Annotated in this window: 21 protein-coding genes; 15 read left to right on the forward strand and 6 right to left on the reverse strand. The window is 59.1% G+C overall.

Annotated features, from left to right (window positions below; all coding sequences use genetic code 11):
• Positions 1–97: 97 nt before the first annotated feature.
• Positions 98–1,774: a nitrate/nitrite two-component system sensor histidine kinase NarQ gene (narQ, locus tag RE418_RS12885; protein WP_025303815.1), complete on the reverse strand. Its 1,677-nt coding sequence runs from the start codon at positions 1,772–1,774 to the stop codon at positions 98–100.
• A 369-nt stretch (positions 1,775–2,143) separates the two neighbouring features.
• On the opposite strand from narQ, the gene nudK reads away from it, so the two are divergent.
• On the forward strand, positions 2,144–2,719 hold the full coding sequence (nudK, locus tag RE418_RS12890) for a GDP-mannose pyrophosphatase NudK (RefSeq protein WP_033643990.1): 576 nt from the start codon (positions 2,144–2,146) through the stop codon (positions 2,717–2,719).
• Between the two features lie 825 nt (positions 2,720–3,544).
• Here the strand turns inward: nudK and tkt are convergent.
• The 3 genes from tkt to rpiB form a co-directional block, all read right to left on the reverse strand.
• Positions 3,545–5,539: a transketolase gene (gene tkt, locus RE418_RS12895; protein ID WP_399675118.1), complete on the reverse strand. Its 1,995-nt coding sequence runs from the start codon at positions 5,537–5,539 to the stop codon at positions 3,545–3,547.
• Positions 5,540–5,557: 18 nt separating this feature from the next.
• On the reverse strand, positions 5,558–6,508 hold the full coding sequence (gene tal, locus RE418_RS12900; RefSeq protein ID WP_089181194.1) for a transaldolase: 951 nt from the start codon (positions 6,506–6,508) through the stop codon (positions 5,558–5,560).
• A 193-nt stretch (positions 6,509–6,701) separates the two neighbouring features.
• Complete coding sequence (gene rpiB / locus RE418_RS12905; protein ID WP_025303812.1) at positions 6,702–7,160, reverse strand: ribose 5-phosphate isomerase B; 459 nt, start codon at positions 7,158–7,160, stop codon at positions 6,702–6,704.
• Positions 7,161–7,477: 317 nt separating this feature from the next.
• Between rpiB and RE418_RS12910 the strand changes: the two genes are divergently transcribed.
• The 6 genes from RE418_RS12910 (at position 7,478) to RE418_RS12935 (ending at position 13,480) form a co-directional block, all read left to right on the forward strand.
• Positions 7,478–8,590 (forward strand): alcohol dehydrogenase catalytic domain-containing protein, encoded by a 1,113-nt coding sequence (locus RE418_RS12910; RefSeq protein WP_025303811.1) that lies wholly within the window; start codon positions 7,478–7,480, stop codon positions 8,588–8,590.
• 66 nt (positions 8,591–8,656) lie between these two features.
• On the forward strand, positions 8,657–9,925 hold the full coding sequence (locus RE418_RS12915; RefSeq protein WP_025303810.1) for an MFS transporter: 1,269 nt from the start codon (positions 8,657–8,659) through the stop codon (positions 9,923–9,925).
• Positions 9,926–9,960: 35 nt separating this feature from the next.
• A complete protein-coding gene (locus RE418_RS12920; protein ID WP_089181193.1) occupies positions 9,961–10,731 on the forward strand; it encodes an SDR family oxidoreductase in 771 nt (256 codons plus the stop codon).
• Between the two features lie 29 nt (positions 10,732–10,760).
• Positions 10,761–11,762 (forward strand): dihydroxyacetone kinase subunit DhaK, encoded by a 1,002-nt coding sequence (locus RE418_RS12925; RefSeq protein ID WP_015378693.1) that lies wholly within the window; start codon positions 10,761–10,763, stop codon positions 11,760–11,762.
• A gap of 3 nt (positions 11,763–11,765) precedes the next feature.
• Positions 11,766–12,422: a dihydroxyacetone kinase subunit DhaL gene (dhaL, locus tag RE418_RS12930; RefSeq protein WP_025303808.1), complete on the forward strand. Its 657-nt coding sequence runs from the start codon at positions 11,766–11,768 to the stop codon at positions 12,420–12,422.
• A 95-nt stretch (positions 12,423–12,517) separates the two neighbouring features.
• Positions 12,518–13,480 (forward strand): sugar-binding transcriptional regulator, encoded by a 963-nt coding sequence (locus RE418_RS12935; protein ID WP_025303807.1) that lies wholly within the window; start codon positions 12,518–12,520, stop codon positions 13,478–13,480.
• A 66-nt stretch (positions 13,481–13,546) separates the two neighbouring features.
• On the opposite strand, the gene RE418_RS12940 is transcribed toward RE418_RS12935, so the two are convergent.
• Positions 13,547–14,140: a lytic polysaccharide monooxygenase gene (locus tag RE418_RS12940; RefSeq protein WP_004936574.1), complete on the reverse strand. Its 594-nt coding sequence runs from the start codon at positions 14,138–14,140 to the stop codon at positions 13,547–13,549.
• Between the two features lie 404 nt (positions 14,141–14,544).
• Between RE418_RS12940 and RE418_RS12945 the strand changes: the two genes are divergently transcribed.
• Positions 14,545–15,486, forward strand: coding sequence for a LysR family transcriptional regulator (locus RE418_RS12945; protein ID WP_025303805.1), 942 nt, complete (start codon positions 14,545–14,547; stop codon positions 15,484–15,486).
• Between the two features lie 85 nt (positions 15,487–15,571).
• Here RE418_RS12945 and RE418_RS12950 read toward each other — a convergent pair whose 3' ends face one another.
• Positions 15,572–17,071 (reverse strand): glycosyl hydrolase family 18 protein, encoded by a 1,500-nt coding sequence (locus tag RE418_RS12950; RefSeq protein ID WP_049209351.1) that lies wholly within the window; start codon positions 17,069–17,071, stop codon positions 15,572–15,574.
• Positions 17,072–17,364: 293 nt separating this feature from the next.
• On the opposite strand from RE418_RS12950, the gene RE418_RS12955 reads away from it, so the two are divergent.
• The 7 genes from RE418_RS12955 (at position 17,365) to RE418_RS12985 (ending at position 21,780) form a co-directional block, all read left to right on the forward strand.
• Positions 17,365–17,691 carry a phage holin, lambda family gene (locus RE418_RS12955; RefSeq protein WP_004936551.1) on the forward strand — a complete coding sequence of 109 codons (327 nt, stop codon included), beginning with the start codon at positions 17,365–17,367 and terminating at the stop codon, positions 17,689–17,691.
• On the forward strand, positions 17,681–18,082 hold the full coding sequence (locus tag RE418_RS12960) for a M15 family metallopeptidase (RefSeq protein ID WP_015378690.1): 402 nt from the start codon (positions 17,681–17,683) through the stop codon (positions 18,080–18,082). The genes RE418_RS12955 and RE418_RS12960 overlap by 11 nt, the downstream gene beginning before the upstream one ends.
• Positions 18,079–18,459, forward strand: a complete 381-nt coding sequence (locus RE418_RS12965; RefSeq protein WP_025303802.1) for a DUF2570 family protein — start codon at positions 18,079–18,081, stop codon at positions 18,457–18,459. The genes RE418_RS12960 and RE418_RS12965 overlap by 4 nt, the downstream gene beginning before the upstream one ends.
• A complete protein-coding gene (locus tag RE418_RS12970; RefSeq protein WP_049205380.1) occupies positions 18,440–18,613 on the forward strand; it encodes a hypothetical protein in 174 nt (57 codons plus the stop codon). Before RE418_RS12965 ends, RE418_RS12970 begins: the two co-directional genes overlap by 20 nt.
• A 215-nt stretch (positions 18,614–18,828) precedes the next feature.
• The gene (gene maeB, locus RE418_RS12975; RefSeq protein WP_016926766.1) at positions 18,829–21,108 is read left to right on the forward strand and encodes an NADP-dependent oxaloacetate-decarboxylating malate dehydrogenase; all 2,280 of its coding nucleotides are present in this window, start codon (positions 18,829–18,831) and stop codon (positions 21,106–21,108) included.
• Positions 21,109–21,217: 109 nt separating this feature from the next.
• Positions 21,218–21,427, forward strand: a complete 210-nt coding sequence (locus RE418_RS12980; RefSeq protein WP_004936539.1) for a type II toxin-antitoxin system Phd/YefM family antitoxin — start codon at positions 21,218–21,220, stop codon at positions 21,425–21,427.
• Positions 21,424–21,780: a type II toxin-antitoxin system death-on-curing family toxin gene (locus RE418_RS12985; RefSeq protein ID WP_025303801.1), complete on the forward strand. Its 357-nt coding sequence runs from the start codon at positions 21,424–21,426 to the stop codon at positions 21,778–21,780. Before RE418_RS12980 ends, RE418_RS12985 begins: the two co-directional genes overlap by 4 nt.
• Positions 21,781–21,788: the final 8 nt, after the last annotated feature.

The following is a 21,788-nucleotide window of genomic DNA, read 5'->3' on the forward strand; positions in this document are numbered from 1 at the left end:
ACTGTCTCTTCAAAAATAGCGGCATTCTGCACCGCAAACCTCTCTGGGCAGCCTTCTGCCCGGCGGCAACCGTAACGCCGAGTGAACAGCCGCAAGGTCAGGGCGAGAATGTCAGGCAGACCGCCGTGCCGCCGCCGCCTCTGCGCCGGATGCGCAGCGTTCCTCCCAGTCGCGCCGCGCGTTCGCTCATGATGGTCAAGCCGTAATGCCCTTCCGGTTCTTCCAGACTGGCGATGCCGCAACCGTCGTCGGTAATGCTGAATACGTTGTCGCCTGCGGCATTGACCTCGCAACACACCGCGATCTCGTTCGCTCCGGCGTGCTTGACGGCATTGAGTACCGCTTCGCGCACGATCTGCAGCGCGTGCACCTGCTGTTGGGCGTTGAGCGCCTGCGAGGGCAGCCGACAGTGTAACTGAATCCGCGCGGGGGTTAGCGCCTTTAATGGCTGCAACAGTTGCTCCAGCGCGGCATTCAGATCCGCCTCCTGAATGTTGAGGCGGAAGGTGGCCAGTAATTCTCTCAGCTGGCGATAGGCATCGGCCAGCGTGCGATCGAAATCATCGATAATCGTCTGCGCCGCCGGATCGTCGGCGGCGCGCCGGAGCAGCGTCAGCTGGATGCGCAGGAACGACAGCGTCTGCGCCAGCGAATCGTGCAGCTCGCGGGCGATGGTCCCACGCTCTTCCATCAGCAACAGATATTGGTGCTGCTTTTGCGCGCGGTTGAAGTAGACGCCGCGGCCCAACATATTGGCCAGGCTCTGCATCAGGTGAGGATGCGGCGGCTGCGCCTCGGGCTGCCAACGCAATTCGCCCAGCAGTTTATCGCCTTGAGTGATCGACAGCGCGCTCCAGGCTTGCGCCGGCGCCGGCTCTCCTTCGTTCAGTTGCCACTGGCCATGGTCGTCCGCCACGTTCAACCGGATGCAGCGCAGTCGTTCACTTTGGCGCACGATGCGCAGCACATTTTCAAACGCCTGCTGATCGATCTGGCGCACGCTCAGCGCCTGCGAGCAGCGATACAGCACCTCCAGCGTTTCGTTGGCCTGCTGCAGGCGCTGGGTCTTTTCTTGCACTTTCAGCTCCAGCGACTGATAGAGCCGGGCCAGCTCGTCCGACATGGCGCTGAAGGTTTGCGACAGCACGCCGAGTTCGTTCGGCAGCGCCACGTCCAGCTGCGGGTGGCGAAAGTCGCGCTGTTGCACGCGCTGGCTGGCGTCGACCAGATGCTGCAGCGGCGTGACCACCTGGCGGCGCATAAAACGGATGCAGAACAGCACCAGACCGATGATGGCGGCGTAGCCCAGTACGCTGATGGCGGCCACCAGGGTGAGTTTCAACTCTGAATAACGCTGTAGAGCGGAAACGAAATGATCGACGCGGTTGACGTAGCCGGCAACCTCTGCCCGGTAGGCGGCCGCCTGCCCGTCGCGGATCTGCTGCTCCATCGTTTGCCATGTTCGTTGCAACGCCAGATAGTGGTTGCGTACCTCGGCCGGGACGTAAAAACGCGCCAGCTTTTGCAGCGCGGGTGCCTGCAAAGATTGCCGGTATTGCTGCAGGTGCAGCTCCAGCTCCGGGTTCTGCCGGTCGAGGTCAAAGGCCAAGCGGTAGCTTTGCATGCGCAGCGAACCGGCGATGTTGATCGCCTCGGCATCGCTCTGGCTGCCGGCGACGGTCGTCAACGCCAACCCGGTGGCGAGCACCGACAGGATCACGATGCCGAACAGCGCTCTGGCCAGGCTGCCGGTCACGGAACGTTTAACAAGCAATCACGGAATCCTTTTCTCTCAGGTGAGGCGCTTCGCCATTTTCATTCGAAAGCAAAACTATAACTTTTGCAACTAAATTGCACCGCGATTTGTATCAAGTTGTCAACAAAACGGGAACAATTGTCGTTGTGTAATCAAATGAATAGCGAAATGCCCACCGATTTTCAGCCGCAGCCCGGTTTCCACTGATGATTTGCCTTTGTGGATGCGATTCGTCCTGACTCGTCTGTCAGAGTCTGCGTCTGCCCACGATGTATTTTAAATCCTGGTTTACCCGGAGAGGCGATGTGATTTTTGTTGCAAATCGTCTGCCGCGGCGCGGCCTAATCGCGGTATGATCTGCACGTTGTCACGCAAGGGAAAAGGGTTATGTCGTCGAAAATTGAGAATGTGAAGAAAGAGCTGCTGTCGGACAACTGGTATGTGCTGCACAAGTACACGTTCGATCTGAAACGCAAAAACGGCGGTTCGGTGCAACAGGTGCGCGAGGTCTACGATCGTGGCAACGGCGCTACCATTTTGCTGTACAACCGCGCCAAGGGCACGGTGGTGCTGACCAATCAGTTCCGCATGCCGACCTACGTCAACGGCAACGAGAGCGGCATGCTGCTCGAGGCCTGCGCCGGCCTGCTGGACGCCGACTCTCCGGAGCAATGCGCGCGCCGCGAAGCGGTGGAGGAGACCGGTTTTCAGGTCAGCGAGGTGAAGAAAATCTTCGAAGCGTACATGTCGCCGGGCGGCGTGACCGAAATCGTGCACTTCTTTATCGCCGAATACCATGATGATGAGCGGCGCGCGGCCGGCGGCGGCATTGAAGATGAAGATATTGAGGTGATCGAACTGCCGTTTCGCGACGCGGTGGCGATGATCGCCGACGGCCGGATTAAAGACGGCAAGACCATCATGCTGCTGCAGTATTTGCAGATTCATCGGGTGATGGAATAAAAAAAGCCGGTCATAATGACCGGCTTTTTTATCGGCTTGCGCCCGGCCGCTTACTTCAGCAGCGCTCTGGGCGTTCTGTGCAGGGGAATTGCCGTAAATGTCCCGCATTTCTCTGTGGCCAATATGAACGGCAATTGGAGGGGCCGATGGCGCGGCCCCTCCACCCGCGCCTTTGCTTAACACCGTCTGTCCGCTATGCGGATACCCTCGCCGCGTCTGCGTTGTCGGGCGGGTCGGCTGCGACAAACGTCCCTGTTAGTCTCGCCTCAACCGGCCTTCCCTGGCCGGTTGCCCCTGACAACGCCGTCTTGCTCGGCAGCCGGTGATGCGCGCCCAAGGTCAACACCTGAGCTGGCAGCTACCGAGAAATCTGTCGCTTATAAGGTTGTGGTAGAGAAGTTGGAGATGAGCACGGTGTTGGGCGCCCTCGAAGACGCCGAACGCAGGTATAGCGCATTAGGCGAAACCGCCATGGACGGCGGTTTCAGGTGAGACAGGCAGGGACGCCTGTCGCAACCGGCCTCAATGCGCTATGGCGGAGAGAGGACAAATCTGCCTGGAGCAGATTTGAACGCTGCTTGCAGCGGCCCCGAAGGGGCGAGGCCCAGGGATGGGCTGAGTAACGTTGGCAAAGCCAACCGTCTGATAGGGCAAAGGCGCGGGTTGCCAGGGGCCGCGCCTTCGGCCCTGGCTCGGTCGAGGTGTGGGAGCCACATGGGGCATCTCACTTTTGTCGACCGAAAATTTCACGAACGCCTGCATAAAAACGCTAACTGACCAGCATTAGGCGCCAGTGCCCCTTTTTATCGGCTTGCGCCCGGCGGCTTACTTCAGCAGCGCCTGCGCCTTGGCCATCACGTTGTCCACGGTGAAGCCGAACTCGGCGAACAGCTGCTCCGCCGGCGCCGACTCACCGAAGGTGGTCATGCCCACGATAGCCCCGTTCAGGCCTACGTACTTGTACCAGTAGTCTGCGATACCCGCTTCCACCGCCACGCGCGCCGTCACCGCCGCCGGCAGCACCGACTCGCGGTACGCCGCATCCTGCTTGTCGAACGCATCGGTCGACGGCATCGACACCACGCGCACCTTGCGGCCCGCCGCGGTCAGCTTGTCCGCCGCCTCCACCGTGATACCCACTTCGGAGCCGGTGGCAATCAGGATAACGTCCGGCGTGCCCGCGCAGTCTTTCAGCACGTAGCCGCCGCGGTACACGTTCGCCAGCTGCTCTGCGGTGCGCGGCTGCTGGGTCAGGTTCTGGCGCGAGAACACCAGCGTGGTCGGGCCGTCGTTGCGCTCGATGCCGTACTGCCACGCCACCGCCGATTCCACCTGGTCACACGGACGCCAGGTGCTCATGTTCGGGGTCACGCGCAGGCTCGCCAGCTGCTCCACCGGCTGGTGGGTCGGGCCGTCTTCGCCCAGACCGATGGAGTCGTGGGTGTAGACGAACACGTTGCGCAGCTTCATCAGCGCCGCCATGCGCACCGCGTTGCGGGCGTATTCCACGAACATCAGGAAGGTCGCCGAGTACGGCAGGAAGCCGCCGTGCAGCGCGATGCCGTTGGTGATGGCGGTCATGCCGAACTCGCGCACGCCGTAATGAATGTAGTTGCCCGCCGGGTCAACGTTCAGCGCTTTCGAACCGGACCACATGGTCAGGTTGCTCGGCGCCAGGTCGGCGGAGCCGCCCAGGAACTCCGGCAGCACCTTACCGAACGCCTCCAGCGCGTTCTGCGACGCCTTGCGGCTGGCGATGTTGGCCGGGTTGGCCTGCAGTTTTTCCACGAACGCTTTGGCGTCGGCTTTCCAGTCCGCCGGCAGCTCGCCGTTCATGCGGCGCTTGAACTCGGCGGCCAGTTCCGGGAAGGCCCTGGCGTAGGCGGCGAACTTGTCGTTCCAGGCCGCTTCTTTGGCCTGACCGGCTTCCCTGGCGTCCCACTGGGCGTAGATGTCCTGCGGGATTTCAAAGGCGGCGTATTTCCAGCCCAGCGCTTCGCGGGTGGCGGCCACTTCGGCGGCGCCCAGCGCGGCGCCGTGCACGTCATGGGTGCCGGCCTTGTTCGGCGAACCGAAGCCGATAACGGTCTTGCACATCAGCAGCGACGGCTTGTCGGTCACCTTGCGGGCTTCTTCAATCGCGGCCTTGATGGCGTCCGGGTTGTGGCCGTCGACGTTGCGCACCACGTGCCAGCCGTAGGCTTCGAAACGCAGGGCGGTGTCGTCGGTGAACCAGCCGTCGACGTGGCCGTCGATGGAGATGCCGTTGTCATCGTAGAAGGCGGTCAGCTTGCCGAGCTTGAGGGTGCCGGCCAGGGAGCAGACTTCGTGCGAAATGCCTTCCATCATGCAGCCGTCGCCCATGAAGGCGTAGGTGTGGTGGTCGACGATGTCGTGACCAGGGCGGTTGAACTGCGCCGCCAGGGTGCGTTCGGCAATGGCGAAGCCGACGGCGTTGGCGATACCCTGGCCCAGCGGGCCGGTGGTGGTCTCAACGCCCGGGGTGTAACCGTACTCCGGGTGGCCCGGGGTTTTTGAATGGAGCTGACGGAAGTTTTCCAGCTCGCGCATCGGCAGGTCGTAGCCGGTGAGGTGCAGGAGGCTGTAAATCAACATGGAGCCGTGGCCGTTGGAGAGCACGAAACGGTCGCGGTCAGCCCAGTGCGGGTTAGTCGGGTTGTGGTTGAGGTAGTCACGCCACAGGACTTCGGCGATGTCCGCCATGCCCATAGGGGCCCCCGGGTGGCCGGAATTTGCTTTTTGTACGGCGTCCATGCTGAGTGCGCGGATGGCGTTGGCAAGCTCTTTACGAGAAGACATAACGAAACTCCAGTGCGGTTACAGTTGAGCGGCCAACATGTCTTCCAGCTTCTGCTGGTCGACGGCGAACAGGCGGATGCCTTCGGCGAGTTTTTCTACCGCCATGGCGTCCTGATTGTGCAGCCAGCGGAATTCCGCTTCGGCCAGCGGAGCGGGTTGGTGGAAGCCCTCGGTCGACGGGGTCAGCTTGCGCTCGACCGGCTGGTCGCTGTTTTTCAGCTGCTCCAGCAGGTTCGGCGCGATGGTCAGGCGATCGCAGCCGGCCAGCGCCAGGATCTGCTCAACTTTGCGGAAGCTGGCGCCCATGATCACCGTCTGGTAACGATGACGCTTGTAGTATTCATAGATGGTGCGCACCGATTTCACGCCCGGATCCTGATCGGCGTCATAGTCGGCGGCAGGCTGTTTGGCCTGGTACCAGTCATAGATGCGGCCGACGAACGGCGAGATCAGATACACGCCGGCTTCGGCGCAGGCGCGGGCCTGTGCGAAGGAGAACAGCAGCGTCAGGTTGGTGTTGATGCCTTCTTTTTCCAGCTCTTCGGCGGCTTTGATGCCTTCCCAGGTGGAAGCCAGCTTGATCAGGATGCGCGATTTGTCGATGCCCTGTTCCTGATACATGCCGATCAGTTTGCGCGCTTTGGCGACGCACATGCCGCGGTCGAACGACAGGCGGGCGTCCACTTCGGTGGAGATGCGGCCCGGCACGCTTTTGAGGATCTCGACGCCGATGTTGACCGCCAGTTTATCGCTGGCGTTGATCAGCTGGGTTTCCTTGCTGCCGCCCTGGCGGCGGGCATACTCCAGCGCTTCGGTGATCAGCGCTTTGTACTGCGGCAGCGCGGCGGCTTTCAGGATCAGCGAAGGGTTGGTGGTGGCGTCCTGGGGTTCGAACTGGCGGATGGATTCGATATCGCCGCTGTCGGCGACCACCGTGGTCAGCTGCTTGAGTGCGTCTAATTGATTCATTGATAAGCTCCTTGACCAAGCTCAACGTAGGGAAATGAGAACCTTTTTCATCATAGGGGGAACACACTGCATCATCGGGTCGAGAATGAAAATGCGCTTTTTCTGATTGTTGCGATGGATAATAACAATGAATGCCGAGTAAACCCAGGCGGAGCGCGGCTTATGCACGACCGCCATCATGGCTGCAGGCGATTTAACGCCGTCCGACCGCGTTTTCGTAATAGCCGATTCGCTCGACTTTCGGCGCCGAACCTCCCCCTTCAAACTCCGACTCCAGCCAGGCATCGACGATGGTTTTTGCCAGCTCGGCACCGATGACCCGCGCGCCCAGCGTGATGATCTGAGCATCATTGCTTTTGCGCGCCCGTTGGGCGGAGTAGGTATCGTGACATTGCGCCGCGCGAATGCCGGGCACTTTATTGGCCACGATGCTCATACCGATGCCGGTGCCGCACAGCAGGATGCCCCGCCGATGTTTTTCCTCCCGTATCGCCTGTGCGACGCGATAGGCGATATCGGGATAGATCCCCGTTTCTGCGGTGCGATCCGTCGTGTAGTCAATGACGGGAATGTCCCGTTGTTGCAGGTGGGCGACGATCAGATCCTTCAGTTCAATGGCGGCATCGTCGGCGCCGATGGCGATAGGCAGCATAGCGGTCTCCTGATTGGTAACGAAAAGGGCGGCGATCCTCGATGGCGCCACGTTCATTACCGTATCTCTGTTTAATCAAATGTTCAATCTATGTTCTTTTGTTTTTCGTCGTGTTTTCTGTTTGCGCCTGTAAAAGGTGACTTTCGTCACTAAAAAAGAGGTTTTAATCGTTATTCATCCTCATGTAGACGGGTTTTTGAGCGATATCACACTTTGATAAGTTCACTGTGGGCAAATTGAACGCGTGGCGTTAGTGTTCATTTGTTCTTTGTGTGTGTTAATGATCAAAATAAGTTCCCCTACCAGAGGAGAGTGCTATGTGTCAGACCTGCATGACAGAGGCGAAAATGGCGGCCGGTATCCCCGAGATCATGAAGGCGGTTGTGGCGTACGCCCCGAAAGATTACCGCCTGGAACAGGTGCCGGTACCGAAGATTGGCCCGAAAGAGATCCTGGTGAAGATCGAGGCCTGCGGCATCTGCGCCGGCGATGTTAAAGCGTTCGAAGGGGCGCCCAGCTTCTGGGGCGATGAAAAACAACCGGCATACATCAAGGCGCCGATGATCCCCGGCCATGAATTTATCGGCCACGTGGTGGGATACGGCGAAGGCGTCGAGGGCTTCAATCTCGGCGATCGCGTGATATCAGAACAAATCGTTCCCTGCTGGCAATGCCGCTTCTGCAACCGCGGTCAGTATTGGATGTGCGAAAAGCATGACCTGTACGGTTTCCAGAAAAACGTCAATGGCGGCATGGCCGAGTACATGAAGTTCACCAAAGAGGCGATTAACTATCACGTGCCGGCCGACTTGCCGATCGAAAAAGCCATTCTGATCGAACCCTATGCTTGCTCCTTCCATGCGGTGCAACGCGCCAATATCAAACTGGGCGATGTCGTGGTGCTGGCCGGCGCCGGCACCCTGGGGCTGGGCATGATCGGGGCGATCAAAAAGTCCGGGCCCTCGAAGCTGGTGGTGCTGGATCTGTCCGACGAGCGTCTGGCGCTGGCGAAGCGCTTCGGCGCGGATGTGACGCTGAACCCGACCCGTGACGACGTGCCCGCGGCGGTTAAAGCGATGACCGACGGCTACGGCTGCGACATCTACATAGAGGCGACCGGCGCCCAAAAGTCCGTGGAACAGGGCCTGACGTTGATCCGCAAACTCGGCACCTTCGTCGAATTTTCCGTGTTCAAGGATCCGGTGACCGTCGACTGGAGCATCATCAGCGACCGCAAGGAGCTGGACGTGCTCGGTTCGCACCTCGGCCCTTACTGCTACCCGCTGGTGATCGAAGGCATCGCCAATGGCGATCTGCCGACCGAAGGCGTGGTGACGCATACGCTGCCGCTGGAACAGTTCGCCGAGGGCTTCGAGCTGATGAAGCGCGGCATCGGTTCAATCAAAGTGGTGCTTAATCCAAACCTCTGAAACCTGCATCGTTCTTCGGGTGCGGGCGAGCCTGCGCCTCCATAATCACATGTGCTGGGGTGTTCTATGTTGCATGGACTGATTCATCGCATTGGTCTGTCACCGAAACTGCTGCTGGGCTATGCCGGCGTGTTGGTGTTCATGATGGGCGAAGGGCTGGAACAAGGATGGCTGTCGCCTTATTTGATTGGCAAAGGGCTGAGCATTCAGGAATCGGCGCTGCTGTTCAGCGTTTATGGCTTTGCGGCCGCGATCGCCGCCTGGTTTTCCGGTGTGCTGGCGGAAATCTTTACCGCCCGGCGGGTGATGTTGGCCGGCCTGCTGCTGTTCTTGTTCGGTTCGGTGTGCTTTTTGACGTTTGGCCTGCCGAGCAACAACCTGGCGATCATGGTGCCGACCTATGCGCTGCGCGGCTTGGGCTATCCGCTATTTGCCTACGGTTTTCTGGTGTGGGTGGCGTATGAGGCGCCGCCGGAAAGGCTGGGGTCGGCGGTGGGGATTTTCTGGTTCGTCTACAGCGGCGGGCTCAGCGTGCTGGGCGTGCTGTATTCCAGCATCATGCTGCCTTATCTCGGCGAGATCCACACGCTGTGGAGCGCGCTGATTTTCGTCGTGCTGGGCGCGGTGATTGCGCTGATGCTCAATCGCGACGACGGCGCGGCACAGAGCGGCAACCGGGAAAAAGCGTCGCTGGGTTACGTCTTAAAAGGCATCACCATCGCGTTTGAAAACCCGAAGATCGGCCTGGGCGGCATCGTACGCACCATTAATACCTCTGCGGCTTACGGCTTCGTCGTATTCATGCCCATGTACATGATGGATATGGGATTCACCCGCACGCATTGGCTGCAGATGTACGCCGCGCTGTGGACGGTCAACATCATTTTCAACCTGATTTTCGGCGTGATCAGCGACGGTCTCGGCTGGCGCAATGTGGTGATGTGGTTCGGCTGCGTCGGCTGCGCCTTGACCACGCTGATGTTCTACTACGTGCCGCAATTCTTTGGCGCCAACTACCTGCTGACCGTTTGTGCCGCCGGTTTGTTCGGCGCCTGCCTGGCGGCGTTCGTGCCGCTGTCGGCCATCATGCCGTCGCTGGCGCCGGACAATAAGGGCGCGGCGATGTCGATTCTCAATCTGGGCGCTGGCCTGAGCACCTTTGTCGGCCCGGCGGTGGTGGGGCTGTTTATCGGCAGTCTCGGCACCGTTGGCGTGATCTGGATCTTTACCGGCTTGTACCTGTTCAGCGGCGTGCTGATGAAATTTGTCACGCTGCCGAAGGAAAGCGCGACGGCGTCGGAAGAACGCGGCGCGAGTTTGGCGAAAATATCCTGACCGAGGGTGAAGTTCACAGTTTTAAGGGGAAATATATGATTAATCATCAAACTACGGCGCTGCGCGAGCTCTCGCTGCAGGGCAAGGTGGCGCTGATTACCGGCGGCGCTGCGGGGATCGGCCTCGCTATCGCCGAACGCTATCTGCAAAACGGCGCGTGCGTGGCGCTGCTCGATCGGGCGCCACAGGTTGCGGAAGTGGCGCGACAGCTGGACGCCGAGGCGGCGTTGGGCGTCGTGGCCGACGTCACCGATGCCGCGTCGGTGGAGCGGGCGGTGGCGCAGAGTGAGGCGCATTTCGGGCGGCTGGACGTGCTGGTCAACAGCGCCGGCATTGTCGCGCTGCATCCTGCTGAGGAACTGCCGGAAACGGCGTGGGATGCAACCCTGGCGGTCAATCTGAAAGGCGTGTTTCTTACCTGCCAGGCGGTAGGGCGCCGTTTCATTAGTCAGCGCGGCGGCAGCATCATCAATCTCGCCTCGCAGGCGGGGGTGGTGGCTTTGCCTAGTCACCTGGCCTATTGCGCCAGCAAAGCGGGCGTGATCGGGTTGACTCAGGTGCTGGCGCTGGAGTGGGGGCCGCACAACGTGCGGGTCAACGCCATTTCACCCACCGTCGTTTTGACGGAGCTGGGCCGTAAGGCCTGGTCTGGCGAGGTGGCTGAGCAGATGAAGCAGAAAATCCCGCTGCGGCGCTTCGCCGAGCCGCAAGATATCGCCGCCAGCGCCCTGTTTTTGGCCGGCGACGCGGCGGCGATGATCACCGGCGCCAACCTGGTGGTCGACGGCGGTTACACCATTCAATAATTTCTTATTCAGGCGACAGAGAGGCCGCGATGAACAGAATCATTAACGATCCCGATCACGTAGTGGAAGACGCCATTCAGGGCTATAGGCTGGCCCACCCGGACTATTACGCCGCCACCGACAATGCGCGGGTGTTGAAATATCCGCCGGCGCCGATCGCCGGCAAAGTCGGCATCGTCACCGGCGGCGGTTCCGGCCATGAGCCGGCGTTCCTGGGCTATGTCGGCAAAAACATGCTGGATGCCGTCGCGATTGGCGAGATTTTTTCATCGCCTACGGCGGGGGCTTTTCTCGACGCTTTCAAGGCGGCGGACAGCGGTGCAGGCGTCGCTTGCCTGTACGGCAACTACGCCGGCGACAACATGAACGTCAAGATGGCGATCAAGAAGGCCACGGCGGCCGGCATACGGGTGAAAACCGTGGTGGCCAACGATGACGTCGCCTCGGCGCCGGCCAGTGAGATCGATAAACGGCGCGGCGTGGCCGGCGAAATTCTGATGTGGAAGGTCGGCGCGGCGGCGGCGGCCAAGGGATACGATCTGGACGGCGTGATCGGCGCGGCGCAAAAAGCCATCGACCGGTGTCGTTCGATCGGCGTCGGCCTCAGTTCCTGCACCATTCCCGCGGTCGGCAAACCCAATTTTCATATCGAAGACGGCAAGATGGAGATCGGCATTGGCCATCACGGCGAACCGGGCATTGAGGTGTCGCCGATCCAGTCGGCGTCGGCGATGGCCGGCACCATGCTCGATTTCGTGCTCAACGACATGCCGCTGGAACAGGGGCAGGAGGTGGCGTTGCTGATCTCCGGGCTTGGCGCCACGCCGGTGATGGAGCTGTATATCTATTATGCCGAAATAGAGCGCCGATTGACGGCGAAAGGCGTGCGGGTGCATCGGCGCTACGTCGGCAATTACTTCACGTCGCTGGAAATGATGGGCGTGACGCTGACGCTGATGACGCTGGATGACGAACTGAAAACGCTGCTGGACATGCCGGCGCAATCTTTAGGCTTAACCCAGGTGGAGTGAATCATGACGGAACAAATTTCAACCCGGTACGGCAGTGAGATCGTTACGGGGCTGATAGACACCATTGTCAGCAACCGCGAATACCTGAGCGAAATAGACGGCGCCATCGGCGACGGTGACCACGGCATTAACATGTCGAAGGGATTCGCGATGTGCGGCGATGCCATTCGCGGCCGCACGCTCACGCTGGCGCAGGCGTTCGATGCGGTTTCCGATGCGCTGATGGAGGGCATCGGCGGTTCGATGGGGCCGTTGTACGGCAGCCTGTTCATGGGCATGGCGGAGAGCGTGCGCGAGCGCAGCGTGCTGGATAAGCAGGCATTTTTGGCGATGTTGCACGGCGGATTGCGCGAACTGCAGGACATCAGCAGCGCGGGCGTGGGGGACAAGTGTCTGATGGATACGCTGATACCGGCGGTAGCGGCGTTTGAGCAGGCGGCGGGGCGCGGTGACGACTTCGCCGCTGCGCTGGAACAGATGAGGAGCGCCGCGGCGCGCGGGCGCGATTCCACGCGCGAGCTGGTGGCGAAAATCGGCCGCGCCAGCCGTCTGGGCGAGCGTTCGCGCGGCGTATTGGATGCCGGCGCGGTATCTTGCTGTCTGCTCTTGACCCGATTGGCGGACGAGGTGGAGCAACGACTGAATACCGTTGCCGCCTGATCGCGTTATACTAGCGGGCATTCAGCATTGTCGGAGGGGCGTGTATCGTCCCTCCGCCATGATTAACCGGCCTGCCGTGGGGAAACGTCTAACGGATGGAAAAACAAACTGTGTCCCAGGATAACGAACTGCTGACCGAAATCGCCGTTGCTTATTATCAGGATGAGATCACGCAGGAAGAGATCGCCAAAAAATTCGGCATTTCACGGATCAAAGTCGGTCGTTTGCTCAAGCGCGCCAAGGAAGAAGGCATCGTCGAGATCAACGTGCGTTATCACCCGGTATTCAGCACCCGGCTGGAACAGCAGATGATGGAACGTTTTCCCATCAGCCGCGCGCTGATCGCGCTCGACCATCAGGACGAAGAGGAACAGCGTCGGCAAGTGGCGGCGCTGGTGTCCAACTATCTGGCGATGTCGCTGAAAGACGATATGGTGTTGGCGGTTGGCCAGGGACGCAACGTGGCGGCGATTGCCGATCACGTCGGCAACGTGACGGAGCGCAACTGCAAGTTCATCTGCGGCATCGGCGGTACTCACCGTCCGGGCGATGCGATCAATGCCGACCATATCAGCCGGCGCTTGGCGAAGAAGTTCGGCGGCAGCAGCGAGACGCTTTACGCGCCGGCCTACGTCGAAAATCGCGCGCTGAAAGACGCCTTCATGCAGAACGGCACGATTAAGGAAACCCTGGATCGCGCGCGTAAGGCCGATGTGGCGTTAGTCGGCATTGGCGACATGAATGAAAACAGCTATATGGTGAAATTGGGATGGTTCACGCCGCACGAGATTATCGACGCCAGCCTTAATCAGGGCGTGATCGGCGACATCGCCGGCTATGACTTTTTCAATGCCCAGGGGCAGCATGTCGACACGGTAATGAATGACAGAGTGATCGGGCTAAGCATCGATGAGCTGCGCAAAATCCCTTGCGTGATCGCCATTGCTTCCGAGAATACCAAGGCGTTGGCGATTTTGGGCGCTTTGCGTACCGGTGCCATCGACATTATCGCCACCAGCGCGCTCAATGTGCGCACTATCCTCAACATGTCGCAATAGCGGCACCTGCAAAAATAAAGGGTTCAGCGCCAGGCTGAACCCTCAACGATCTCCTCATTTGACCGATTATTTGCTCAGGTTGACGTCGATCGCCTGATAGAAGGCGTTGGCGGTGTCGGCTATGTCCCACACGGCAAGGATCACGTGCGAACCGCTGCGATCTGCCGGTATGTTGCACTGGTGGGTGACCTGCGCGGCAGGGATGGCACCGCCGTCGTTGAACTGGCAGAACGGCGTCAGGTCAAAGGAAGCGCGGGTCAGCGGCTGCGAAGCGTCCCAGTTCGGCTTGGTGATGAAATAGCGCCAACTGGTGGTGCTGTGACGCGCGGTCAGCTTCCAGGTAAAGGAGTTCGGGCCGGTTTTCAGGTTGAGCTTGTTCCAGCGCGTCGGCGTTTGCTGATCCAGTTCGAAGAAGGTGGACTTGTCGGCGCTGGCGATGTGGCCGTCAGCCGGACCGGCCTGCGGGAAGCCTTTCAGGCCTTCGACGCTCTGCGGTTCGTACTGCACGCTGCCGCACTGCGTGTTGAGCTGCAGTTTGCACTGGTAGGCGCGGCTGGCCGGCGACTCGACATAACCGTGAGCATTCGCCTGTTGCGAAACGCCGAACATGGCCGCGCTCAGCAGGCCCAGAGAGAGCAGGGTACGGGAAGTTTTGTTCATAAGTCACTCCTGACTGAAATAATGTTGTAAGTTGAGCGTATTTCACCGACAAAATGAGAGAGTAATAACGCAATTGGAAATAACCCTTCTTGTCGGCTTGTTTTATTTTTATCATTCTGGTCATGCGATAGAGCGGAATGTTTTAACGGCTATTAACGAAAATTATTATGATGACGATCTTTGATCGTTAGGCTGAATTTATTTAACTGTCGCTGTGTAAAAGTAGGGCGCTATGATGAATTTTATATCAGGTCGTGATGAATAGTATTTAAGATAGCGCTCTCATTTATGAAGTATATTGCTTGTTGCTATGAGTACCCTTGTTCGATTTGATCGATTTTTGTGCGCCACCACCTTGGGAATTTAGTGTCATTTTTCTTATTTTATTTTAAAGAGGAATTTGTATGACTAGATTATCCCTGGACGCGATTAAAATAATCAGCACCATCAAGAGCACCGGATCTTTCTCTATGGCGGCGGAGGCACTGCATAAAACGCCTTCGGCGATTTCTTATCGGGTTTCCAATATTGAAAGCAAACTCTGCGTGAAACTTTTTCATCGCAATGGCCCCATGATTACCCTGACGGATGAAGGGGAGTTTCTCCTGCAGGAGGGCAGCTGGATATTAAATGCGGTGCAGGATCTGGAAAGCCGGGTGCGCAACATCCCCAAGCTGGACAATAATATCCGCTTGGCGGTAGACACCTTCTTCCCGTTGGAAACCCTGACGCAGGATATCCGCGACTATATTCAGCATTGCCCGAACGCCAGTATCTCGGTGCAGCGGGAAGCGTTGAACGGTACCTGGGATGCGCTGAAGAACAACCGGGCGGATCTGATCATCGCCATCGGCCAAATTCCCGACAGCGTACAGGCCAAAACCCTGATGCTCGGCAAGCTCAACTTTGTGCTATGCGTGTCGCCTTCGCACCCGTTCGCGGCGCAGAGAAAACCGGTGTGCAAGAAACAGCGGTTGAACGACATCGTGGTGGTGATTGCCGACAGCAGCCACGAGCTGCCCAAGCGCAATCACGGCACGCTGCCCTTGCAGCGTCAGTTGGTGGTATGCGATGTGGAAAGCAACCTGGCGCTGCTCAAACGCGGCATCGGCCACGCTTTTCTGCCGCCTGCTTTGATCGAAAAGGAATTGGCCAGCGGCGAACTGGTGACGGTGCCGGTGGAAATGCAAAAGGGCGACGAAATGATTTGGCTGGCGTGGCACCCGGCCAGCAAGGGCGCCGGGTTTAACTGGTGGCATGAGCGGCTGACGCGCAAAAGCGATGTCTACAGCCTGATGGGCCGCGAAGTGGTACGGGATGGCGGCTATCCGTGGTGCCACAACTGATGGAATAGACACGAAGGGACGCGAAAATCAAACGGTTAACTCAATGAAAACCCCGCAGCATTCGGCTACGGGGTTTTTTTACGGCTTACGCCACGCGGCCCACCTTCAGCCAGGCGCTGTCTGAGCCCGGCGCCGAGGTGATATAACCCCACTTGGTCTGCCAGACGTAACCCTGATAGGACACCAGTGCACCCTGCGCGTAAGTGGTGCCCGGCACGTATGCCGGCGCGGTCATGATCGGCAGGTTGCCGGGGCCGACGCCGGTGTAGCGCAGCCCGGTGCCCATATCCAGCTGGCTGTCGTCGTAGTCCGCGGCGTTGAAATAGCGATCCAGTGCGGCCAGCAGATCGCCGTTGCGGTTGTCTTGCCCCAGATGCCAGAACATCACGCCGCCCAACTGCTGCTGCTTGATGTATTTCGCTTTGTATTTGAAGCTCTCGGCATCGTCATAGGTGACGAACAGCCCTTTCTGCGCATGATACAGGTAAGGGGTTTTGGTCTTGTCGTTCCACAGCCGCTGATAGCCGTAGTTGCCCAGCAGCATCTGCTCCAGCTGGCGATAGGAAGCGATACGCGGATCCTTGTCGCGTACGCACTCTTCGCAACCCACCAGCCAGTAATCGGTATTCGGATACGGATCTTCACCCGGCGTGCTGTGGCTGCTGTACTGGCCGCCGTTGCTGCCGCTGACGCCCTTGAAGGCGCGGCCGTAGAAGGGGACGCCCATCACGATTTTGGCGCTCGGCACGCCTTCCATCATCAGGTGTTGCTGCACCGCAGCGTCGACCGTCAGGCTGAACGGGCTGGGGAAGGCGCGGGTCAGCTCTTCCCAGCTCCAGCCCAGATTGGCTTCGCGCAGCGCGTTGTAGAAGGTCGGCCCGGCCGCGTCGCCGAACAGCGCCGCCTGGTGGTTGGTTACCTTCTCCCAAGGGCCGGCCAGATCGTAGGTCATCAGGTTAATGTAATCGAGCGGCGCGACGATCTGCGCCAGCTTGCTGTAATAGCGTGACAGGAAGAAAGCGCCGCCGGCGCCGGCGATGGTCAATTGATACGGCAGCGCCTGGCGGCCGTCGGTGACGGTTTGCTGGTTCAGCAGGGTGCGGATCTCCTGCAGCGCGGCGATGAAACCGTCTACTTCCGCCGCCTGCGGATACTCCCAGTCGATGTCCACGCCGTCGAAGCCGTAATCCTTCATGATGCGCACGCAGGATTGGGCAAACTTGGTGCGCGACGCCGGGGTCTTCACCGCGTTGACGTAGTTGGTGTGTGACACACCCAAATCGTTGGAATAGTACCAGCCGCCGATGGAGAACATGATGCGCAGGCTGGGGTTGTGCGCTTTGAGCGCGGTCAGACGATTGACCACATCGCGCGCCTTGGCGTCGTTGGTGGCCGGATCCCAGGCGCATTCCAGATTGCTGTTGATATCCAGGAACGAGAAGTTGATGTGCGTCAGCTGTTTGGCTTTGGCCGGCGTGATGTTGGAAACCGGGAACGGCACGACAGACGTATCGGTCTCGGTGTAATTATTGATTTGGTTGGTCGGAATAAAATAATACCCAATAACCGCTTTACGTGTGGACATGGCATTTCTCCAGAGTGGATGTTTTTATGATGGGGAAATATTTCCCGTTGCCATTAATGTTTATTTTTAGTGAAAACAAAAGTCGAAATAAATCACAATGACAATGAATTTTTATTCACTGCTGCACAAATTGGCGCTGATGAGTTGTGCCAGCGCTCAGCATGAATGAATTCGACCATAGGGGCTGTATTTATTCATTTGCTTTGTAATAGCATCCTTAATTAGATTCTGAATATCCGATGTCCCACCGGCCGTGATTGGCATTTAATTAAAAATAAAAAAGGAGATGAGCTATGTCCAGCATAGAGCCTGACGCTGTTGGCTTAATAGTCCAGCGAGTATGTGAATACCTTCAGCCGGTATTGAACGCCATTCTGGCCGGCGTGATGGCGCTATTGCACGGTGCCTATCGCAACGTGGGTATTCGGCGCCGTTTATTGAATGCGGCGATGTGCGCGTTATTGGCCTGGACGGTGCGCGATGCGCTGGCGTTGATGGGCCTGGAATTAAAGTGGGCGAATTTGGCCAGCGTACTGATTGGTTTTATGGGGGCGGATTACATCAACGCCTTAATTAAAAAATTCATCGGCAAAAAGACGGGGTTTAAAAATGTTAAATGACATCGAAGAGATTCGCTTTACTGCCCGCAGCGAAGAAAACCTGCGCGGCGTGCACCCGGATCTGGTGCGCGTTATTCGTCTGGCGCTGCGTTATTCCCTGGTGCCGTTTTCCGTCAGCGAGGGGCTGCGCAGTATGGCGCGCCAGCGGGAAATGGTGCGCGCCGGCAGCAGCCAAACGCTGCGCAGCCGCCACCTGACCGGCCACGCGGTGGACGTGGTGGCGATGCCGGCGGGCGTGGTCTCCTGGGAGTGGGATTACTACGCGCAGATTGCGGTGGCGGTGCGGCGCGCGGCGCGTGAATGCGGCATCAACGTCGAATGGGGCGGCGAATGGAAAACCCTCAAGGATGGCCCGCACTTCCAACTGCCGTTCCGGGACTACCCGGCATGAGCGGTTGGCTGCAAAAACTGATGCAGGGCGGCTTGCTGCTGTTGTTGCTGGCGGCAATCTGCCTGGGTGGCTACAGCTCGCTGCTGTCGCACCAGTTGGCGTCTGCACGGCAACAGGCGGCAGAGTTACAGAAAAGTCTGGCGCAGCAGGCCGGACTAATCGCCACCCTGCAGACTCAGGATGCGCAAAATCGTGCGCTGATGGCGGCGCAGCAGCGGCAGGAACAGCAGCTACGCCAACAACACGAGGCTTATCAGAGGAAATACCGTGAAGCGATTAAAAACGATCCCTGCGCCGCTCAGCCTCTGCCTGGCGCTGTGTTTGAGCTCCTGCGCCCGGCCGCCGGCGCCGCAGGCCGTGCCGCTGTTGCCCCCTGAATCGGTATTCGCTCCCTGTGAGCAGCCGCAGTTGCAGGGGAAGACCTGGGGCGATGCGGTAAGCTATGCCCTGGCGTTACAAACCTCGTTACACATTTGCGCCGGCCAGGTGGATACGCTCAACGCCTGGCGCGCCATGCTGCCGCCGCGCTGACGGCGGCGTTTCTTTGCTCGTCCCGCAGACCTTCTTTTTTTTACTTTTAAAACGGAATTTCGACCAAGGTTATGGCGCGCTTCAAAGTTTGTGATGTTTCTCTCACTATACTTCAAGGCTGTGCCCTGTCATTGTACTTGGGCGCCATGGCCCACGGCAGGGCGCAGCCTCAAAGCCTTACCTCAACATAAAAGCAAAAAACAAAGGAATCCATAATGGACGAACAGCTCAAACAGAGTGCCCTTGATTTCCATCAGTTTCCTGTCCCAGGGAAGATCCAGGTTTCCCCTACCAAACCGTTGGCGACCCAGCGCGATCTGGCGCTGGCCTATTCGCCGGGCGTCGCCGCGCCTTGCCTCGAGATCGCCGAAGATCCGCTGGCGGCCTACAAATACACCGCGCGCGGCAACCTGGTGGCGGTGATTTCCAACGGCACGGCGGTTCTGGGTCTGGGCAATATCGGCGCGTTGGCCGGTAAGCCGGTGATGGAAGGCAAGGGCGTTTTGTTCAAGAAGTTTTCCGGTATCGACGTATTTGATATCGAAGTGGATGAGCATAACCCTGACAAATTAATCGACATTATTGCCGCGCTGGAACCGACCTTCGGCGGTATCAACCTGGAAGACATCAAGGCGCCGGAGTGTTTCTACATCGAACAGAAACTGCGTGAGCGCATGAAGATCCCGGTGTTCCACGACGACCAGCACGGCACGGCGATCATCACCACTGCGGCGGTGCTCAACGGCCTGCGTGTGGTGAAGAAGAACATCTCCGACGTACGGCTGGTGGTGTCCGGCGCCGGTGCGGCCTCTATCGCCTGTCTGAACCTGCTGGTGGCGCTGGGGCTGCGTCAACAGAACATCACCGTCTGCGATTCCAAAGGCGTCATCTATAAAGGCCGCGACGCTAACATGGAGCAGACCAAAGCCGCCTACGCCATCGAGGATAACGGTCAGCGCACGCTGGGCGACGCCATCCCGAACGCCGACATCTTCCTCGGCTGCTCCGGCCCGGGCGTCCTGACGCAGGATATGGTGAAAACCATGGCGCGCGATCCGCTGATCATGGCGCTGGCCAACCCGGAACCGGAAATTCTGCCGCCGCTGGCCAAAGCGGTGCGCCCGGACGCCATCATATGTACCGGCCGTTCCGACTACCCGAACCAGGTGAACAACGTCCTGTGCTTCCCGTTCATTTTCCGCGGCGCGCTGGACGTGGGCGCCACCACTATCAACGAAGAGATGAAACTGGCCTGCGTGCATGCCATCGCCGATCTGGCGCTGGCAGAGCAGAGCGACGTGGTGGCTTCCGCCTATGATGACCAGGATCTCTCCTTCGGCCCGGAATACATCATTCCGAAACCGTTCGATCCGCGCCTGATCGTCAAGATCGCGCCGGCGGTGGCCAAGGCGGCGATGGATTCCGGCGTGGCGACGCGCCCGATCGAAGACTTCGACGCCTACGTCGAGAAGCTGGCGGAGTTCGTCTACAAAACCAACCTGTTCATGAAGCCGATCTTCTCGCAGGCGCGCAAAGAGGTGAAGCGGGTGGTGCTGGCGGAAGGCGAGGAAGAGCGCGTGCTGCACGCCACGCAGGAGCTGGTGTCGCAGGGGCTGGCCTTCCCGATCCTGGTCGGCCGCCCGAGCGTGATCGAGATGCGCCTGAAAAAGCTGGGTCTGCAGCTGACGCCGGGTAAAGATTTCGAAGTGGTGAACAACGAGTCGGACCCGCGCTTCAACGAATACTGGGGCGAGTACTACCAGATCATGAAACGCCGCGGCGTTTCGCAGGAACAGGCGCGCCGCGCGGTGATCGGCAACCCGACGCTTATCGCCGCCATCATGCTGCACCGCGGCGAAGCGGATGCGATGATCTGCGGCACCATCGGCAGCTACCACGAGCATTACGACGTGGTGAAGAACGTGTTCGGTTTCCGTGAAGGCGCGCACGTCGCCGGCGCGATGAACGCGCTGCTGCTGCCGAGCGGCAACACTTTCATCGCCGACACCTACGTCAACGACGATCCGACGCCGGAACAGCTGGCGGAGATCACCCTGATGGCGGCGGAAACCGTGCGCCGCTTCGGTATCGAACCTAAGGTGGCGCTGCTGTCTCACTCCAGCTTCGGTTCGTCTGATTGCCCGGCGGCGCGCAAGATGCGTAAAACGTTGGAGCTGGTGAATGAGCTGGCGCCGGAGCTGGAGATCGACGGCGAAATGCACGGCGACGCCGCGCTGGTGGAAAGCATCCGTCACGATTTGATGCCGGACAGCCCGCTGAAAGGCTCAGCCAACCTGCTGATCATGCCGAACATGGAAGCGGCACGCATCAGCTACAACCTGCTGCGCGTCTCCTGCTCGGAAGGGGTGACCGTCGGGCCGGTGCTGATGGGGGTCGCCAAGCCGGTGCACATCCTGACGCCGATCGCCTCGGTTCGCCGCATCGTCAACATGGTGGCGCTGGCGGTAGTGGAAGCCCAGACCGAACCACTGTAAGCCCGGGTTGAGTGACTGGCCCCCTGCGCCGTTGGCGCCGGGGGCTTTTTTATTTCCAGTGGACGTGGTACAAATAATCGTCAAATATGTACATGTACAGGTAAAGAAAATGACTACGATTAGCTACACGGCGGCGAGAAACAATTTGGCCGAGGTGCTTTTGGAAGCGCAAAAACAGCCGGTGGAAGTGACGCGCCGCGGACACGATGAGGTTTACATCATCAGTAAGGCCGACTATGAGGTTTTGGTCAAAGCCAAAGTGAAAGCGCGCATTCAGGCTAAACACGCGGATACGATTAAGGCGCTGGCGAATAGATGATCTTTTTGACCGCAGAGGATATTGCGGAGTTCAATGCTGAAATTGTGCCTCACGGCCGCCAGGAAGGCAGCAAAGTTGAGGCTGTAGCCAACCGCGTGCTCAATGCTTACCACTACGAGAACGTCACAGACGTTTACCGCTTGGCCGCGCTCTATCTCATCGCCATCAGCCACGGTCACATTTTTCTTGATGGCAACAAACGTACGGCCTTCCAAAGCATGGCGCTATTTCTCGGTATTAATGGCATTGCACTGCGGGAAGACGCAGAACTGGTCGAAATTACGGTTGAAGCAGCTCAAGGCCGCCTCAACGTTGAACAAGCCGCTGAACACTTACGCCGGCTAACCGAATAACCCCCCTG

The sequence above is a fragment of the Serratia sp. szju genome (assembly GCF_044594185.1).
Taxonomy (GTDB): domain Bacteria; phylum Pseudomonadota; class Gammaproteobacteria; order Enterobacterales; family Enterobacteriaceae; genus Serratia; species Serratia bockelmannii.

Bases quoted from the DNA above. Each gene is read 5' to 3' on its own strand.
- nudK (WP_033643990.1), top strand. From the start codon at position 2,144: ATGTCGTCGAAAATTGAGAATGTGAAGAAAGAGCTGCTGTCGGACAAC.
- tkt (WP_399675118.1), bottom strand. From the start codon at position 5,539: ATGTCTTCTCGTAAAGAGCTTGCCAACGCCATCCGCGCACTCAGCATG.
- tal (WP_089181194.1), bottom strand. From the start codon at position 6,508: ATGAATCAATTAGACGCACTCAAGCAGCTGACCACGGTGGTCGCCGAC.
- rpiB (WP_025303812.1), bottom strand. From the start codon at position 7,160: ATGCTGCCTATCGCCATCGGCGCCGACGATGCCGCCATTGAACTGAAG.
- RE418_RS12910 (WP_025303811.1), top strand. From the start codon at position 7,478: ATGTGTCAGACCTGCATGACAGAGGCGAAAATGGCGGCCGGTATCCCC.
- RE418_RS12915 (WP_025303810.1), top strand. From the start codon at position 8,657: ATGTTGCATGGACTGATTCATCGCATTGGTCTGTCACCGAAACTGCTG.
- RE418_RS12920 (WP_089181193.1), top strand. From the start codon at position 9,961: ATGATTAATCATCAAACTACGGCGCTGCGCGAGCTCTCGCTGCAGGGC.
- RE418_RS12925 (WP_015378693.1), top strand. From the start codon at position 10,761: ATGAACAGAATCATTAACGATCCCGATCACGTAGTGGAAGACGCCATT.
- dhaL (WP_025303808.1), top strand. From the start codon at position 11,766: ATGACGGAACAAATTTCAACCCGGTACGGCAGTGAGATCGTTACGGGG.
- RE418_RS12935 (WP_025303807.1), top strand. From the start codon at position 12,518: ATGGAAAAACAAACTGTGTCCCAGGATAACGAACTGCTGACCGAAATC.
- RE418_RS12940 (WP_004936574.1), bottom strand. From the start codon at position 14,140: ATGAACAAAACTTCCCGTACCCTGCTCTCTCTGGGCCTGCTGAGCGCG.
- RE418_RS12945 (WP_025303805.1), top strand. From the start codon at position 14,545: ATGACTAGATTATCCCTGGACGCGATTAAAATAATCAGCACCATCAAG.
- RE418_RS12950 (WP_049209351.1), bottom strand. From the start codon at position 17,071: ATGTCCACACGTAAAGCGGTTATTGGGTATTATTTTATTCCGACCAAC.
- RE418_RS12955 (WP_004936551.1), top strand. From the start codon at position 17,365: ATGTCCAGCATAGAGCCTGACGCTGTTGGCTTAATAGTCCAGCGAGTA.
- RE418_RS12960 (WP_015378690.1), top strand. From the start codon at position 17,681: ATGTTAAATGACATCGAAGAGATTCGCTTTACTGCCCGCAGCGAAGAA.
- RE418_RS12965 (WP_025303802.1), top strand. From the start codon at position 18,079: ATGAGCGGTTGGCTGCAAAAACTGATGCAGGGCGGCTTGCTGCTGTTG.
- maeB (WP_016926766.1), top strand. From the start codon at position 18,829: ATGGACGAACAGCTCAAACAGAGTGCCCTTGATTTCCATCAGTTTCCT.
- RE418_RS12980 (WP_004936539.1), top strand. From the start codon at position 21,218: ATGACTACGATTAGCTACACGGCGGCGAGAAACAATTTGGCCGAGGTG.
- RE418_RS12985 (WP_025303801.1), top strand. From the start codon at position 21,424: ATGATCTTTTTGACCGCAGAGGATATTGCGGAGTTCAATGCTGAAATT.